Here is a 17,003-nt window from a genome sequence, read left to right on the forward strand (position 1 = left end):
CCTCAAATTCGCCATCGTTGCTGCGACATTGATATTTATCATTTGCTCATCATCAGCGCGACCGCATGCGGTCCGCTTTCCGAGTTCGATATGTCGTTCCAAAGTGGCGAGTTGCCGGCCGTGAGCATTGCGCGGACCGCAACCGTCGATTCCGGTTTGGAGGTATTGCAGATTTATGACTATCAGCCTTCTTGTAGTCGAGCCGGATCAATCAGTCCGGGATCAGTTGCGCTCCCACCTTCACAAGAATCAGATCACGCTCTCCGTGCTGTATAGCGCGACCCAGCTTGTCAGCCGGGTGGAACTGGAGTGTCCGTCTGCGATTCTGTTGCGTGCCGAGTCGCCGATGGCCGAGGCGCGCGAGGCGTTGCGGCAACTGCGCCTGGGGGGCTACGACATGCCCATCTTCGTGCAAAGCACGTCCGATGAGATCGTCGACAAAATCGTCGCTTTCGAATTGGGTGCGGACGACTATATCGTCGACCCCATCGATCCCTACGAATTGACCGCCAGAATCAAGCGCGCCGTGCAACGCAGCAACCGGGCGCTGTGCGATGCGCCGGAAATCCGCGAAAAGGTGTCGTTCGGCAGTTACCAGATCGACTTCGCCACGCGGCGTCTGATCAGGAATGGCTGCGAAATCCCGCTGCGATCCGGCGAGTTCGCGTTACTCAAGCTATTCGCAAGCAATCCGATGCGAATCCTGACCCGTTCGATGGTCAACAGCCAGCTAGGCAGAGCGGAGAGCCAGAAAGCCAGTCTGGATGTTGCAGTCTGCCGCTTGCGTGGCGTCATCGAGACCGATCCGTCCGCGCCCCGATTCATTCAGACCTTGCGTGGACGAGGCTATATGTTCGTACCGTCGCCGGAGACGCCGGCCTCACACGCTGCTGCGCGAGAAAGCGCGAGTGTTGCCGTGCACAGAGAATTTGGCGAACGAAGTATCGGGGCCATATAACGGCCGGGGCGATATGAAGAGGGATTGATTTGCAACTCGCGTCGTAGAGAAGCTATGACGCCTACGTTGCATGATGAAGGGTACTGAGAGATGCCCGCGCGCGGGATCGTATAACGCTTTGCGTGCACGCTGCTGTGTTGCTGTGTTGCTGTGTTGTCTTGCTGCCTTGCTGCCTTGCTGCCTTGCTGCCTTGCTGCCTTGCTGCCTTGCTGCCTTGCTGCCTTGCTGCCTTGCTGCCTTGCTGCCTTGCTGCCTTGCTGCCTTGCAATCCTACTTTCCACCTTCCGCCACGGCAATCTGCATGATGGGCAACGTCATTGCCGCATCGATTACGTCGATGATGTCGGAGTCGCCGAAATAATCCGAATACAGATCACCGGTTGCCGCCAGCAGGCCACCGAACCCATAGTGGAAATCCGCCGGCACGATTGGCCTGAACCCCGAGGCATAGTGAGCCTGTTGGGCGCGCCCGCGCAGGTCATCCGCGATGCCCGGCGGGCCGCTGCCATTACCGGGCGCAACAGCATTGACGCTTTCCAGGCGCAATCCATTCAGAATCGAAGGAGAACAGATCGACGCCACAGCCAGAACGAGTACGAAGATACGCATAAGGGAAATGCTAGAAGTTGATCCTGAGAGTCAGACAGCTATAGGACACCGAAGTTTTTCGGCTAAATTACAATCCCTTCCCGCTGCACTGACATACTTGCGGCGCCGAGATTCGACAGCACTCAGCCGCGCCGCAGACGCACGCGGCCCGCGGGTGCAGAAGGGTCGTCTCTCAGGGTGTGACGCTGACCGCCACGATGCAGGCGCACGCACTCCCTGATCTCGGCCACGGTCGCATCGCCGCGCACGGCAATGCAGGAATACTCGCCGCTGCGATTGATCCACTCGACGATTCGACAGCACTCGCCCCACAGTTGCATGAGCGGCGCGGAAACGCGGCAACCGCGTATTTTCACGACGTCTGCAGCGCGTGGTGCGCTAACACCATTTTCAGCCTTGCCACGAGCGCCGGCAGAGGCGGTTGACTTTCGGCCGGGCCGGAAACCGCGCGACTCGGCGCGATTCACAGGTGAGGCGACTTGCATGAGATTGCTCCACTGACGGAACTGACCACCGGAGATGGCCGCTTTGTCAGGCCATCGTAAAAGTGCCGTACCATCATAGCCAGACAACGCGCAGACACCGCGTAGAAAGGATGGAGAAGTTGTGGAGATTCGCCTGCAACTGCGGATTGACCTGGCATTCATCTAAAATTCAGCCATGCAAAGTGAAACCATCCGAATTCGTCCAGGCCGCCCTTTCGGGACCTTTCTTTCGCGTGTGCGGCTGCAGCACCGGCTCAGCATGCGCTTTGGCATTACCTGGAAGATGTTCCTCGCGGTATTGATCGCTTGTCTGGCGATTTCCCTGACCATGGGCTACGCCCTGCGCGTAAGCTTCGAAAACGGCTTTCTGCACTACGTTCGGGAGCGCAACGCCGGGCGCATCAAAGCCGTCATGGCGAAGGTCACCAGCGAATACGCCGCTCACGGCAACTGGAATTTCCTGCGGGAGCACCCCGACGCATGGCTCGCGCTGCTGGACGGCGCCGCACACGACGCCCTGCGCGAAGAACTCGCCACCGCCCAGACGGGCAAGCTGCCGGGCTGGCGCACCTTTCCCGGGAGCGGCAGCGTCCAGCAACTGCTCGGGCCGCTTTCGGGTCCGTCTGAAGGGCCGCACTGGGGTATGCGCCTGCCGCCCTCGCCGTCGTCCAATGCGGACATCTCGATGGACCGTGACCGTGTATCGGCAAGCGGTGTCGTGAGCGGCGACACGCGTTATGACCGGGCGCCCCCGCCGGCCCCTTTGATGCCGCCACCGTCCTTGCCGCCGCCCGCCTTGCCGCCGTCGCGTGACAGTACGGCGCGCGATACGCCGCCCGAGGGACCGCCCGTCACCCTCTACGATGCCGGCCACGAACTCGTGGCAAGCACCGGTCAGCCGCCGCCCCCCGGAAGCACGATGCGGCCCGTTGTCTACGGCGGCAAAGTAGTGGGCTGGCTTGCCGTCAATGGGCCCGACACCCTTTCGGACGCGGCGGACATCGCATTCCAGGCGCAGCAGAAGCGCTCGACCTGGGAGATCGCAGGCGTCGCGGTGGTGCTCGCGGCGCTGGTCGCGCTGATCCTCGCACGTATCGTTCTCGCGCCGGTCAAGCGCCTGATGAATGCAACCCACCGCCTCGCCGGCGGCGACTACACAACGCGGGTGCCGGCCGGCAGACGCGACGAGCTTGGCCGGCTTGCGGGCGACTTCAACGTATTGGCCGATTCGCTGCAAAAAGCCGAGCGCTCGCGGCGCGATTTCATCGCGGATATTTCACATGAGCTGCGCACGCCGCTCGCCGTGCTGCGCGGCGAGCTGGAAGCCATCGAAGACGGCGTCCATGTATTCAATCGCGATTCGCTCACTTCGCTGCAAACCGAAGTGAACATGCTCAACAAGCTCATCGAGGATCTCTACGAACTCTCCCTGAGCGACGTCGGCGCCCTGAGCTATCGCAAGACGCCGACCCATGTCGCACAACTGGCGCGGTCTTCGATCGATGCCATGCGGGAGTCGTTCAAGGCGAAACGAATTGCACTCGACCTCACCTGCTCGCCGGAAATGGCCAGCACCACTTTCGCGGTCGATCCCGCGCGCTTCGTCCAACTGCTGAAAAACCTGCTGCTGAATTCTTTGCGCTATACCGATCCGGACGGCCACGTGCAGGTATCGCTTTCGCAGAGCGCGAGCGGCTGGCAACTCGACGTGCAGGACTCGCTGCCCGGCGTGCCCGAGGCCGCGCTCAAACATCTGTTTGACCGTTTCTATCGCGTGGACGAATCACGCAGCCGTCAGAACGGTGGCGCGGGGCTGGGCCTTTCGCTGTGCCACGCCATTGTGACGGCGCATGGCGGCACGATCGACGCCAAAGAATCGCCGCTGGGCGGCGTCTGGATCACGGCCTGCTTTCCACCGGAAGGAGATTGAGAACATGATCGAAGGGCAGCCTCCGCACATCCTGATCGTCGAGGATGAACCCAAGCTCGCCGCCGTGCTCGAAGCGTATTTACACCTGGAGGGCTTCGCCACCACGATCATCGACGACGGCCATCAGGTGATGCCATTCATTCGCTCCACACCGCCGGCGCTGATGCTGCTCGACCTCATGCTGCCCGGGCGCAGCGGCATGGATATTTGCCGCGAGCTACGGCAGTTTTCGGCATTGCCCGTCATTATCCTGACCGCGCGTATCGACGAAATCGACCGTCTGCTGGGTCTCGAGATCGGCGCCGACGATTACGTCTGCAAGCCGTTCAGCCCACGCGAAGTGGTGGCGCGCGTCAAGGCGATCCTGCGCCGTGCAACGCCTGTTGTCGCAACGCCGACTGCGGACGGTTTGCCACCGGCGCCGCAGGGTCTCGAAGTCGACGAGCAGTTTCATCGCGCCTTGCTCGACGGCAAGGAGCTCAAGCTCACGCCGCTTGAACTGCGGCTCCTCGCGCTGCTGATGAAATCGCCGGGCCGCATTTTCCCTCGCGACTACCTGCTGAGCCATCTCTATGCGGATCACCGGGTGGTCACCGACCGCACGATCGACAGTCATATCAAGAACCTGCGCCGCAAGCTGCAGGGCGCCCGGCCGGATAGCGAGCCGATCGCGTCGGTGTACGGCGTCGGCTACCGTCTGGAAATCTGATCGATAGGGCCGATGAATGCCTCAGTGCCGTCCTGATCCGGCGCGAGGCGTGCTCGAATCCAGGCCGCTTACCCCGTCGGCCCCGCCCCCGGCGTCTCAGGCGGCGGGCTCCATTGCGCGAACTCCTCGCTCAGAAAGTCGACACATACCCGCACCTTCGCCGACTGCGCGAGCCGCGCCGGGTACACCGCCCACAGGTTCGCCGGCTGCGTGACCTCGGGCAGAACCTGCTGCAACTGGCCGCTGTCGAGCAACGGCCGCACATCCCACATCGAGCGCAGCACGATCCCGCGCCCGGCCATCGCCCATTGCACCGCCACTTCGCCGTGATTGGTCGACAACGGTCCTGTGACCTTGATCGACACCGCTTCGCCGCGCACATTCAACCGCCACAGACCGAACGGATGGTCGCGCTCCTTGATCGCGAGACACGCATGCGACGACAGATCGGCCAGCTGCCGCGGCGTGCCATGCCGCGCGAGATAACCGGGCGACGCGCACAGCACGCGATGATTCGACGCGAGCCGTTTGGCAATCAGATGCGGCGCGATTTCGTCGCCGATGCGGATATCGAGGTCGAAGCCTTCGCCACCCACGTCGACGAGACGGTCGAACAGATCGAGCCGCACGCTCAGTTGCGGATAGCGCTCGGAAAACCGGGCCAGCGCGGGCGCCACGAAACGGCGGCCAAACCCGAAGCTGCTCGAGATGCGCAGCTTGCCGCCGGGAATTCGGCGCGTGGTGGAGACGTCTTCCACCAGTTGGTCAACGTCGTCGAGAATCTTTTCGGCCCACGTATAGACGCGCTCGCCGGCCTCCGTAATCGCAACGCGCCGGGTGGAGCGATGCAATAAACGCGTACCGAGCGTAGTCTCGAGCACGTTGATGCGTTTGCTGACATATGCCGCGGACACCGACAGCGCCTCTGCCGCCGCACTGAAGCTCGATTTACGCGCCACCTCGCAAAACACGCGCAAATCGCCGAGATCGGGTGACGGATTGGCATTCATAGGTCGCCTGGTCGCAAATGGGTTTGTACACGAATCGTGCACAGTGGCTTAACTAAAGCGACTATTTTATGCTCAAACAGCAGGAATAAAATAAGCCCGATCGAATCGTCGAAACATCGAACGCCTTAATGGAGGAGCAGGAACATGTCGAAGACCTATCGGATTGCAGTCATCCCCGGCGACGGTATTGGTGTCGAAGTGATGCCGGAAGCCATTCGCGTGCTGGACGCGGTGAAAAAGCGCTTTGGCATCGAGCTGGAGTATCAGCACATTGAATGGGCGAGCTGCGATTACTACGCAAAGCACGGCAAGATGATGCCGGACGACTGGAAAGCCCAGTTGCAATCCGCCGACGCGATTCTGTTCGGCGCGGTCGGCTGGCCCGACACGGTGCCCGACCATATCTCGCTGTGGGGGTCGCTCCTGAAGTTCCGGCGCGAATTCGACCAGTACATCAACCTGCGCCCTGCCCGGCTCTTCGCCGGTGTGCCTTCGCCGCTCGCGGGCCGCAAACCGGGCGACATCGATTTCTGGATCGTGCGCGAAAACACCGAGGGCGAATATTCGTCGGTGGGCGGCGTGATGTTCGAAGGCACCGAACGTGAGTTCGTGCTGCAGGAATCCGTGTTCACGCGGCACGGCAGCGAGCGCGTGCTGAAGTTCGCGTTCGATCTCGCGCAACGGCGCGAACGCAAGAAGATCACCGTGGCGACCAAGAGCAACGGCATCGCGATCAGCATGCCGTGGTGGGACAAATGCGCGGCCGGTATCGCGGCACAGTATCCGGATGTGACGTGGGACAAGCAGCATATCGACATTCTCTGCGCCCGCTTCGTGCTGAACCCGGATCGTTTCGACGTGGTGGTCGCCACCAATCTGTTCGGCGACATCCTGTCCGATCTTGGTCCCGCCTGCACGGGCACGATCGGCCTCGCGCCCTCGGGCAATCTGAATCCGGACCGCAAGTTTCCGTCGCTGTTCGAACCGGTGCACGGTTCGGCGCCCGACATCGCCGGCAGGAACATCGCCAATCCGATTGCGATGATCTGGTCGGCCGCCATGATGCTCGACTTCCTCGGCAATCACGAAGGCAAGGAACGCGAGGCGCATGACGCGATTCTCGCGGCGATCGAAGCAACGCTGATCGCAGGCCCGCATACCGGCGACCTCGGCGGCAAGGCGAACACCACCGAAGTCGGTCAGGCGATCGCGGCGAAACTCGTCTGAGTCTAACGATCTGTCGATCCCAACCTTCTGCGAGGACACGTTCGAATGAGCATGGAAGCCTATCCCATCGAAGTCGAATTCCCCGATATTTCGGTTCACGAGCAATCGTCGACCGGCATCGCCTACGTTCATACGTTCGACTCCGGCGTACCGGGACCGCATGTGATGATCAACGCGCTCACGCACGGCAACGAAGTGTGCGGGGCGATCGTCGTCGACGACCTGCTGCGCCGCGCGTTGCGGCCGCGTCGCGGACGCCTCACGCTTGCCTTTGCGAACGTCGCGGCCTACCGGCGCTTCGATCCCGCGAAGCCCGATGCGGCCCGCTTCGTCGATCAGGACTTCAATCGCGTGTGGACCGCCGCGGTGCTCGACGATACGTCGCGCACGTCGAGCGAATTGACCCGTGCACGCGAGATGCGCCCCGTGATCGACACGGTCGACGCACTGCTCGATCTGCATTCGATGCATGAGAAATGCAAGCCGCTGATCGTGGCCGGACCGCTGCAGAAAGGCATCGATCTTGCCGTGCGTCTCGGCACGCCCGCCACGGTGATCTGCGACGAGGGCCATCCCGAAGGCCGCCGCATGCGCGATTACGAAGGTTTCGGCAACGCCGGCAGCACCAAAAACGCATTGCTGATCGAATGCGGACAGCACTGGGAACGCAGCGCGGTGACCGTGGCGCGCGACACGACCGCGCGCTTCCTGCTGCTGGCCGGCGTGATCGACGAAACCGATCTGCCGGAAGGCTGGCTGGCGCCGTTGCCGCCCGTTCAGCACATCGTCTGCGTGACGCAGCCGGTGGTCGCGACCAGCATGGATTTTCGTTTCGCGGCGCCCTACACCGGCCTGGAGATCTTTGCGGATGCCGGCGCGGTGATCGGCTGGTCGAACGGCGAAGCGGTGGTCACGCCTTACGACAACTGCATGCTCGTGATGCCGTCGCTGCGGCAGTTACGCCCCGGCGTCACCGTCGTGCGGCTGGGCAAGATCGAACAAACCGTCACGAACGCCGGCGCAAACACCAACACGAACGGCCGGTGAACCGGCTCAGACACATTCAAAAGGTAACGTGAACATGAAGGTTCAAAGCATCAAGCAAAGCGTGAATCTGCAGAATCTGGAGGACTGGGGCACGGCCGGACTGCCCGGCACGACGCCGATTCAGGTGTCGGGCGTGCAGCGCGTGATCAAGGGCAGCGAAGCGATCGACACCGGTATTTTCGAATGCACGGCGGGCACGTACCGCCGCTCGGTCAAACAGGCCGAGGTGATGCATTTCATCGCGGGGCGCGGCCGCTTCACGCCCGATAACGAAGAGACCATCCATTTCGAAAGCGGCGACACGCTCTTTTTCGAAGCCAATACAGAAGGGCTTTGGGAAGTCGAAGAAACCATGCGCAAGATCTATGTGATCTTCTGAGCACGGCCCCGGGCGCCGGCTCCCGGCGCTCGCCCCCTCTCCCCCCGTTCCGGCGCACCCGATGCGCCGCGGCGTCCCCAGCTATTCCCCCCTCGATTTTCTCCACCCCGATGGCTATCCGCAGGACAGCCGGGTTATCCCGCCTTGCCCGTTCTTGTCCAATTACTTACAGTTTCGCCGTTCGTATTGAGAATGTGCGTTCTATATACGAACAAAATCCACTGCCGGCGTAGGCAGCGTGCACCGCGTCCAAACGGCGTAGGATCGCAAAAAGAAAGGAAGGCTCGTCACGACGGGCCTTTTTAGCAATCAGGAGACCATCATGAGCCGCAGCACCGCCGTGAACGTTCAAACGTTTATCAACGAACATCCCTTCTCGCCGTTCCAGTGGCTCATCTTTTTCATGTGTTTCGTCATCGTCCTGCTGGACGGTTTCGACACTGCGGCGATCGGTTTCATTGCGCCTTCACTGCTCTCCGAATGGGGTATCACGAGACCGGCGCTCGCGCCGGTGCTCAGCGCGGCGCTGTTCGGCCTCGCGTGTGGCGCGCTTGGCTCGGGGCCACTCTCTGACCGGCTCGGACGTCGCTCGATGCTGCTCGGCTCGGTGCTGCTGTTCGGCGTGGCGTGCCTTGCCTCGGCGTTCTCGAACAGCATCGAACACCTGACGATCCTGCGCTTCATCACCGGCGTCGGCCTCGGCGCGGCCATGCCGAACGCCGTGACGATGATGGGCGAGTACTGCCCGGATCGCCGCCGCGCGACCGTGATCAATCTGATGTTCTGCGGCTTCCCGCTGGGGGCGGCCTTCGGCGGTTTTCTCGCTGCGTGGATGATTCCGCACTTCGGCTGGCGCAGCGTACTGCTGCTCGGCGGCATCACGCCGCTACTGCTGCTGATCGTGCTGGTCGTGAAGATGCCGGAATCGGTGCGCTACATGGTGGCCAACAGTAAGCCGGCCGAGCGGATCCGTGCCGCGCTGGCGCGTATTTCGAGCGACGCCGCGCAGGCCGGCAGCTTCGTCATGACGGAAACCGCGCCGCAAACCGGTGGCAAGGGCATAAGCGTGGTGCTGTCGCGCTCGTACATCATCGGCTCGGTGATGCTGTGGATTACCTATTTCATGGGCCTCGTGATCTTCTACGCGTCGATCAACTGGATGCCGATTCTGCTTAAGGACGCCGGACTCACGCCGCAACGCGCGACGCTGATTTCCGCGCTGTTCCCGCTCGGCGGCGTGGGCGCCGTGCTATGCGGCGTGCTGATGGACCGCTTCAACGCGAACCGCATCATCGCGGCCTGCTACGCGCTGACCGCGGTGAGCGTGTACTTTATCGGCCAGGCGGTCGGCAATGTCGGCGCGCTGGTGTTCATCGTGTTCGTCGCGGGCGTGCTGATGAACACCGCGCAATCGTCGATGCCCGCGCTGGCTGCGGCGTTTTATCCCACCGAAGGACGCGGCACGGGCGTGGCGTGGATGCTCGGTATCGGGCGCTTCGGCGGGATCGCGGGTTCGTTCCTCGTGGCCGAATTGACGCGCCGCCACTTCACGTTTGGCGGCATCTTCGCGATGGTCGCGGTGGCGGGTCTGATTTCCTGCGTGGCCTTGCTGATCAAGCAGGCGGCCCGGCCGCACGTGGCCACGGCGGCTGGGGCGAAAGCGGAGTCGTTTGGACATTGAGCAGGCGGGAGGGGCGAGTGCAAGGCAGCGCGCGTCACTTCCCGATAAACTACGCCGTTATTGATTCGTGCGGGCGCGGCGAGGGTGAATACCGTCGCTTCGCACCGCCGCTCATCTAACGACAGGATTCAGGTAATGAAACGCGTAGTTGTATCGGCCGTGCTCGCGGTGTGCCTCGCCCAGCCGGCAGTTGAAGCCCTTGCACAGACAGTCAGCAACCAATGTTTTGCGATCGGCGATATCGCCGGCCAGGTGGCGTCGTGGCGCGCGCACAAGAAGACAAAAGCGCAAGCGCTCGATCAGGCGGCGAAGTACTACAAGAATGAATCCGACCGGCAGGCGGTCTTCGGCATCATCGATAAAATCTACAGTCCCGGTGCGCCACACATGACACCCGATCAGGCCAGCATGGCGTTCACGTCGGACTGCGCCGAACAGCACAAACCGCAGGCACCCGCGCAGTAATACCTGCGGTTCGCGCGGATATTTCACCGCGCTACCGCTACGGTCCGGCTGCCGTTACGCTTGCCGATATCGCTACCTTTACCGTTACCGCTTGCGAAACGCATCCAGCGACGTCAACGCGTTGCCGTGAAAATCGAACAACGTGTTGTTGTCCCATTGGTCACCGGCACCGATTTTCCATCCGACGTTCGGCGTCGGGATCCATTCGGGCTCCCACCAGAACACGCCTTTGCCATGGCCGCCGGGGATCGCCTTCACGATATCCGTCACCGCGCCGAGAAACTGCGCCTGCCCGGCCGGTGTTTGCGGGAAAGTCGTGGACCCGGTGTTGGTCATCGAGTTGGGTTCCGAATCGCCGTCGCTAGTGGTCCATGGATACGCGGTCTCCACGACCATCACATCCTTGTCGTAGCGCGTCGCCATATCGTTCGCGTTGTTCTGCAAGTCGCTTAGCGAACCTTGCCACTGCGGATAGTAGGAAAGACCGATCACGTCGAACGTGACGCCGCGCTGCACCGCGCTATCGAACCACCAGCGGCTCGTTGCATTGTTGCCGCCGCTGTCGAGATGCAGCATGACCTTAATCCGATCGTCGACCGATTTGACCGCGTCGTGACCTGCCTTCAGTAGCTGCGCGAGGTTGTCCCACTGGTCGTACTTGCCGAGCGGCCACAACATGCCGCCCGTGATTTCATTACCGACCTGAACCCACTCCGGATGCACGCCGTCGCGCTTGAGCATCGTGAGAACCTTCGACGTGTATTCGGACAACAGTGCACAGGTTTGCACGATATCCTTACCGGCCCAGTCGTGAGGCGGATACTGCTTGCCCGGATCGGCCCACCAGTCGCTGTAATGGAAATCGATCAGCACGCGCATACCGAGCGCGGCAGCCCGGCGAGCCAATACGCGCACATGTTCGGCGTTGTTGTAACCGGCAGGAGGACTCTGATTCGCTGGAAAAAAGTTCGGATTGCCAGGATCGTTCCACACCTTGATGCGAATCGAATCGACACCGTGGCTCTTCAGAATGAAGAGACAGTCCTGCGCCATATGGTGCTCGTAGAACTTCGCCCCGTTCGCTTCCAGTTCCAGCAGCGTCGACACGTCCGCGCCCTTCGCGAACCGGTTGCCGCGGCCTGTCAGGTCGAGTTCACCCGCAACAGCCGGCGCGCCGACCATAGCGCCAACACCAGCCGCGGCTCCAGCAGATGCAAGCCATCCGAGCATTTCTCTTCTGTTCATCTGTCATCCTCCATCGATTGAATGGCGGTTCTTCTCGAGGCCGCCTGTTCCGGGTTGAAGCGCTTGAATTTCTGCTGCCGATAACACTCTCTTCCGCTTGCATAGGCCCACTGACGCCTAGGCTTATGCGTTCCTCCAGGCGCAAACGTCGCCGGTTTTCAACTGTGAATGTCCCAGCACGAAAGTCGCATTAGCCGGCGCGGGCGCTTGCACCTGCGCCGGACCGAAGTTGAATGCGAAGGTCAGATCGCCGCGCCGGCGAATGCGCAAGCCGTCAGCGAGCCGTTGCGTCTCGATGCCCGCATCCTTCGCTGCCTGCAGCAAAACCTCGCGATGCAATGCATGCGACAACCAACCCGCCACATAGCGAACGCTTCCGTGAGTGAGAACCGCCGGCCATGAATCGTCGAATTGCGCATCGACTTTCGTCTCGCCATTGGCACGGACATGCTCGCGCCAATGCATCGCGATACCTTGCGTGTCATTGACAGAAACGGCGGGCGCAAGCGTCGGGCGCAGCGTTTCGACTTCGAGCACCTGCATCGGCAGAACGCGTTGCAACGCGCCGGGTGGCAGGCTGGAAGGAATGGCAAAGGTTGTGGTCTTCGAACCGCTCCTCGGACCGAATACCCATTGCGCCGAACTCCTTTCGATCTGATCGACCAATTCATCATCGACCACCGCGATGCTCGGCACCACGACCAGGCGATAAGCCGACAAATCCGCCTTACTCGACACGATGTCGACATCAAGGCCGAGTTCGCGCAACGCTTCGTAGTAGTCGAACACCAGCGTCTGATAATCGAAGGTCTTGCCATGGCGCTGAATCTCGAACATCCATTGCGTCTCGTAGTCGAATACGATCGCCACGGCCGCGCGCAGCGGCGCGCCAAGTCCGGACAACGCCGCGGACGAAGCAATCTCGCGCGCCGCCTGCTGCACTTCAAGGCCACCCGGCGACAACTCGTTGTTCGGCAGATTCAGGCCGGAATGCATCTGCTCCTGCGCATACGGGCATTGACGCCAGCGAAAGTACGACACCAGTTCCGCGCCGTGCGCGAACGCCTCGTAAGCCCACAGCCTCACCATGCCTTTCGCCGGCACCGGATTCCACGACGCCCAGTTCACCGGTCCCGCTTGTTGCTCCATCACCCAGAAACGTCCGCCGCCGATCGCGCGATAGCGGTCGTGATCGAACGCGGAAACGTCGGGATGCGCGGTGCGTGCGTAACGCGCCTTCTGCTCTTGCGGCAGCGCGATCGATTCAGTGCGCGCGATCGGGTAGCTGTCCCACGCCGCCACGTCGATCGCATTGTCGTCGGCAAAGCGGTAGTGATCGAAGGTCGTGAAAAAGCCCATGAAGTTGTGCAGCAAATCCGCCTTGGGCGCATGCTCACGCAGCACGTCGATCTGCTCGCGATGGAAGCTCGCCACCTCATCCGACATGAAGCGACGGAAGTCGAGCAGATGGATCGGATTAGCGTCCGTGGGCGTGAGGTTCGGCAAGCCGATCGCCTCGAACGCGGGATACTCCATACTCCAGAACACGTTGCCCCACGCCTCGTTCAGCGCATCGACGCTCTCGTAGCGATGCTGCAGCCACGCCTGAAAACGCGTCAGCGCGGCGCTCGAATAGCTGGGCACGGTATCGTGACAACCGAGTTCGTTATCGGTCTGCCACGCGACGATCGACGGATGCGGTCCATAGCGCTCGGCCATCGCGGTGACGATACGCACGCACTCACGCCGATATATCTCGCTGGAAATATCGTAATGGCGACGCGAGCCGAAATTCCAGCGCGTACCGTCCGCACGCACCGGCAACACATCCGGGTACGCATCGATCAGCCATTTCGGCGGCGACGCGGTCGGCGTACCCAGCACGAGTTTCAGTCCCGCGGCGGCCAGCGTCTCGACGGCTTCGTCGAGCCAGCCCCACTCGAATTCGCCGGCGCGCGGCTCCATCCGGCTCCACGCGAATTCCGCGATCCGCACATGCGTGATGCCGAGCTCGGCCATACGTTTTGCATCGTCGGCCCACATTGCACGCGGCCATTGTTCTGGGTAGTAGCAAACACCAAGTTGCATAAGAAGCTCTCTTTGGTAAATGGCGGCAAACAGGCAATCAACCCTTGCTTGCACCGAAAGTCAGGCCGGCGACGAAATGCTTCTGCATCAGGAAGAACATCAGCACGGAAGGCAACGCGGCAAGCACCGAACCAGCGGCGACGAGATTCCATGCCGTGGTCCATTGGCCTTTAAGCGCGGCGACGCCCACGGTGATCGGCGCGGCCTCGTCGCCTTGCGTGAGGCATAGCGCCCAGAAGTAGTCGTTCCAGACAAACGTGAATACGAGGATGCCGAGTGCGGCGAGCGCGGGCCGGATCAGCGGCAGCACGATGCGTAAGTAGATCGTCCATTCGCTCGCGCCTTCCACACGCGCCGCCTCGATCATCTCGAACGGCAACTGCTTGATGAAATTGCGCAGAAACAGCGTGCAAAAACCGGTCTGAAACGACACATGAAAAATCACCAGCGCCCACACGCTATTGAAGAGACCCACTTTCAGCGCCATGTCGCGCACCGGGATCATCAGAATCTGGATCGGTACGAAGTTGCCGGCTACAAACGCAAACAGCACAGCGGTATTGCCTGGGAACCGGTAGGTCGCCAACGCAAAGCCGGCCATCGACGCGAGCACGATCGCGCCGATCACGGATGGCACCGTAATCAGCACGCTATTGGCGAAGTAATGCAGCATCGGCGTTTGCGTGAGCGCCGTGCCATAGTTTTCGATCAACGCGAAATGCCTGGGCCAGCCCCAGTAATCGCCTCGCGACAATTCATCCGACGAGCGGATCGACGTAACGAGCACGGCCAGCATCGGCAGCAGCCAGATCAGCAGCGCGAGCGGCAAAGACGCTTTGTACAGCGCGCGATTGAACGGTTTCCAGCGTTCGACGGGAAGGGGATACATGACACGTGACTCCTGGAAATCAGTGTTCTTCGCGCAGCATGCGGCGCAGATGGAACACGATGTAGACGAGCATGATGGCGAACAGCACGACGGCAATCGCCGCGGAATAACCTTCGCGGTAGTACTTGATCGCCTGGTCGTACATGTAATAGGCGAGCACGGTGGAGCTATCGAACGGACCGCCGCCGCTCATCACCGCGATCAGGTCGAAGCTGCGCAACGCGCCGATCACGGTGAGCACCACGGCCATGAACGTGGCGGGCCGCAGTTGCGGGAGGATCACGTGCCAGAGCAGACGTACACCCTTTGCGCCTTCCATGCGCGCCGCCTCGACCACTTCGGGATTGATGCCCGTCAGACCGGTGAGATACAGCACCATGCAGAACGGCGTCTGCGGCCACAGCGCGGCGAAAATAATGCCGAAGGTGACGGTCTGCGGATCGCCGAGCACGGGAATGCCGTGGCCGACAATCAACCGCAACAGGCCGAAGCCAGGATCGTAAAACCAGCTGAACACGAGGCCGACCACCACGCCCGACAGCACGAACGGCGCGAAAAACAGCGACTTCACAACGCGCATGCCACGGATATGCTGGTTCAGATACAACGCGAACAGCAGTCCGAGCGGCGGCGCCAGCAGGAACAGCCCGAGCCAGATCAGGTTGTTCTTGAGCGCTGTATAGAAGGTGTCCGCCTGGAACAGTTCGATGTAGTTATCGAAGCCCGCGAACGTCTTCGGCGTCATGCCGTCCCAGTTGTAAAAGCTGAGCGAAATGCTGCTGATGATCGGATAGATCACGCACAGGCAAAACAACGCACAACCCGGCAACAGGAAGAAAAGCGCCGCGCGATGCTGATGACGGCGTGTCGTGGAGACGTGCCGGTGCCGCGCCGCGGGGAGGCGGCGCGCTGCGGATTGAGACATGATCGGGCCTGGTCGAAAATCGAAGGAGATCGAAGGCGAGCGCCAGCGGTTGCCGCTCCGCTGGCGCGCCGGAGCTTACTTCTTGTAGATGCGCTTGCGGATCGCCTCGAGGCGCACGAGCACGGCGTCGAGTTGCGACGGATCGCTGTAGAACTGCTGCATGGCCTTCATGCCTTCGTCAGCCATTTCCTTCTGCATGTCGCGATCGTAGAACTGCGCGATGCCGCCCTTCGTGTTGGCAAGCGTCTGGAAACCGACCTTGGAAATCTCGTCGTCAGGTTCGGCCGCCTGACTGTTCGACGGCAATGTCCCCCAACCCTTCGCGAGATCGGCGTTGATCTGCGGCTGTTCCATGAAGGCAAGCAGTCTGCGCGCATCGGCCTTGTTCTTCGCCTTCGCCGGAATCAGCAGCACGTTGACCGGACCGTCTTCGGCCATCGGCACGTTCGCGTCGATCACCGGGAAGCGGAAGAAACCGGTCTGCGGCTTGACCGATGGCGGAATGCTCGCCGAGAAGAACGTACCCATCAGCATCATCGAGGCCTTGCCGTTCACGAGGAACGGGGCAATCGAATCGAGGTCGTAGGAGAGCGCGTTATCGATGAAGTAATGATCGTCGATCAGCGTTTTCCACGCGGCGTAGACCTTTTTCACGCGTGCATCGGTGTACGGAATTTCGCCGGCCATCAACTGCTGGTGGAATGCGTTGCCGTTGATGCGCAGGTCGAGATAATCGAACCACGCGGCAAGCGTCCAGCTATCGCGTGCGGCAACGGCAATCGGCGCAACGCCGCTTGCCTTCATCTTTTTGCAGGCGTCGAGGAATTCATCCCACGTTTTCGGTTCGCCCTTGATACCGGCCTTCTCGAACAGATCCTTGCGATAGAAGAAACCGTAGGCGTCGTAACCGAGCGGCGCGGCGTACTGCTTACCCTTATACGTCGACGCGTCTTTAACCGACGCATATTGCTGCGACCAGCCGTTCTTGCTCCAGTCCGACGACAGGTCTTCAAGCAGCCCACGTTGCGCGTAATACGCCATGCGCTCACCGTCGTGCCACGATACGACATCCGGCGGATCGGTGGCGAGCCAGCCGCCCATCTGCACCTTGTACGCTTCCTCGGTGATATAGGTCACTTTAAGGTCGACATCGGGATTGGCTTTCTTGAACTTGTCGAACGCGTCCTGCCAGGTCGAACGCTGATTGCCGCGCGCCGATACGTTGACGGTCAGCGTGGCCGCGTCGGCCGCAGTGGCGCAGAGTGTGCCTGCAACCAGCGCGGCGGCGATCGACGCGTATGCCAGACGGCGAAGGCGAAGAGAAATCATCTTATGTCTCCTTGACTACCTTGTTGG

16 protein-coding genes are annotated in these 17,003 nt (G+C 61.4%); 8 read left to right on the top strand and 8 right to left on the bottom strand.

Features of this window, described 5'->3' with window-relative positions; genetic code table 11:
* The first annotated feature begins 175 nt into the window (after positions 1-175).
* Complete coding sequence (locus tag ACOSV0_RS34045) at positions 176-958, top strand: winged helix-turn-helix domain-containing protein (protein WP_434112128.1); 783 nt, start codon at positions 176-178, stop codon at positions 956-958.
* A gap of 270 nt (positions 959-1,228) precedes the next feature.
* On the opposite strand, the gene ACOSV0_RS34050 is transcribed toward ACOSV0_RS34045, so the two are convergent.
* Both ACOSV0_RS34050 and ACOSV0_RS34055 read right to left on the bottom strand, forming a co-directional pair.
* Entirely contained in the window at positions 1,229-1,567 is a 339-nt protein-coding gene (locus ACOSV0_RS34050; RefSeq protein ID WP_434112129.1) for a hypothetical protein, read from the bottom strand.
* 122 nt (positions 1,568-1,689) lie between these two features.
* Positions 1,690-1,887, bottom strand: coding sequence for a DUF2866 domain-containing protein (locus ACOSV0_RS34055; RefSeq protein WP_434112131.1), 198 nt, complete (start codon positions 1,885-1,887; stop codon positions 1,690-1,692).
* 424 nt (positions 1,888-2,311) lie between these two features.
* Here ACOSV0_RS34055 and ACOSV0_RS34060 point away from each other — a divergent pair, with 424 nt between their 5' ends.
* The gene (locus ACOSV0_RS34060) at positions 2,312-3,982 is read left to right on the top strand and encodes an ATP-binding protein (protein ID WP_434112132.1); all 1,671 of its coding nucleotides are present in this window, start codon (positions 2,312-2,314) and stop codon (positions 3,980-3,982) included.
* 4 nt (positions 3,983-3,986) lie between these two features.
* Entirely contained in the window at positions 3,987-4,691 is a 705-nt protein-coding gene (locus ACOSV0_RS34065; protein ID WP_434112134.1) for a response regulator, read from the top strand.
* Positions 4,692-4,759: 68 nt separating this feature from the next.
* Here the strand turns inward: ACOSV0_RS34065 and ACOSV0_RS34070 are convergent, their stop codons facing one another.
* Positions 4,760-5,701: a LysR substrate-binding domain-containing protein gene (locus tag ACOSV0_RS34070; RefSeq protein ID WP_434112136.1), complete on the bottom strand. Its 942-nt coding sequence runs from the start codon at positions 5,699-5,701 to the stop codon at positions 4,760-4,762.
* Between the two features lie 144 nt (positions 5,702-5,845).
* On the opposite strand from ACOSV0_RS34070, the gene ACOSV0_RS34075 reads away from it, so the two are divergent.
* The 5 genes from ACOSV0_RS34075 to ACOSV0_RS34095 all read left to right on the top strand — a co-directional run bounded on the left by ACOSV0_RS34075 (position 5,846) and on the right by ACOSV0_RS34095 (position 10,500).
* Entirely contained in the window at positions 5,846-6,928 is a 1,083-nt protein-coding gene (locus ACOSV0_RS34075) for a tartrate dehydrogenase (RefSeq protein WP_434112138.1), read from the top strand.
* 45 nt (positions 6,929-6,973) lie between these two features.
* On the top strand, positions 6,974-7,975 hold the full coding sequence (locus tag ACOSV0_RS34080) for a succinylglutamate desuccinylase (RefSeq protein ID WP_434112140.1): 1,002 nt from the start codon (positions 6,974-6,976) through the stop codon (positions 7,973-7,975).
* A 34-nt stretch (positions 7,976-8,009) separates the two neighbouring features.
* Positions 8,010-8,354 (top strand): cupin domain-containing protein, encoded by a 345-nt coding sequence (locus ACOSV0_RS34085; RefSeq protein WP_434112141.1) that lies wholly within the window; start codon positions 8,010-8,012, stop codon positions 8,352-8,354.
* Between the two features lie 322 nt (positions 8,355-8,676).
* Positions 8,677-10,035: an MFS transporter gene (locus ACOSV0_RS34090; RefSeq protein ID WP_434112144.1), complete on the top strand. Its 1,359-nt coding sequence runs from the start codon at positions 8,677-8,679 to the stop codon at positions 10,033-10,035.
* Positions 10,036-10,170: 135 nt separating this feature from the next.
* Positions 10,171-10,500, top strand: coding sequence for a hypothetical protein (locus ACOSV0_RS34095; RefSeq protein ID WP_434112145.1), 330 nt, complete (start codon positions 10,171-10,173; stop codon positions 10,498-10,500).
* Positions 10,501-10,584: 84 nt separating this feature from the next.
* Here the strand turns inward: ACOSV0_RS34095 and ACOSV0_RS34100 are convergent, their stop codons facing one another.
* From ACOSV0_RS34100 to ACOSV0_RS34120, 5 genes are all read right to left on the bottom strand, one after another.
* Positions 10,585-11,745: a glycoside hydrolase family 53 protein gene (locus ACOSV0_RS34100; RefSeq protein WP_434112146.1), complete on the bottom strand. Its 1,161-nt coding sequence runs from the start codon at positions 11,743-11,745 to the stop codon at positions 10,585-10,587.
* Between the two features lie 123 nt (positions 11,746-11,868).
* Positions 11,869-13,833, bottom strand: coding sequence for a beta-galactosidase (locus ACOSV0_RS34105; RefSeq protein WP_434112147.1), 1,965 nt, complete (start codon positions 13,831-13,833; stop codon positions 11,869-11,871).
* Positions 13,834-13,870: 37 nt separating this feature from the next.
* Complete coding sequence (locus ACOSV0_RS34110) at positions 13,871-14,722, bottom strand: carbohydrate ABC transporter permease (protein ID WP_434112149.1); 852 nt, start codon at positions 14,720-14,722, stop codon at positions 13,871-13,873.
* Positions 14,723-14,741: 19 nt separating this feature from the next.
* Positions 14,742-15,647 carry a carbohydrate ABC transporter permease gene (locus tag ACOSV0_RS34115; RefSeq protein WP_434112151.1) on the bottom strand — a complete coding sequence of 302 codons (906 nt, stop codon included), beginning with the start codon at positions 15,645-15,647 and terminating at the stop codon, positions 14,742-14,744.
* A gap of 75 nt (positions 15,648-15,722) precedes the next feature.
* Positions 15,723-16,976 carry an ABC transporter substrate-binding protein gene (locus tag ACOSV0_RS34120; RefSeq protein ID WP_434112153.1) on the bottom strand — a complete coding sequence of 418 codons (1,254 nt, stop codon included), beginning with the start codon at positions 16,974-16,976 and terminating at the stop codon, positions 15,723-15,725.
* Positions 16,977-17,003 lie beyond the last annotated feature (27 nt).

This window comes from Paraburkholderia caffeinilytica (genome assembly GCF_051027425.1).
GTDB lineage: Bacteria > Pseudomonadota > Gammaproteobacteria > Burkholderiales > Burkholderiaceae > Paraburkholderia > Paraburkholderia caffeinilytica_A.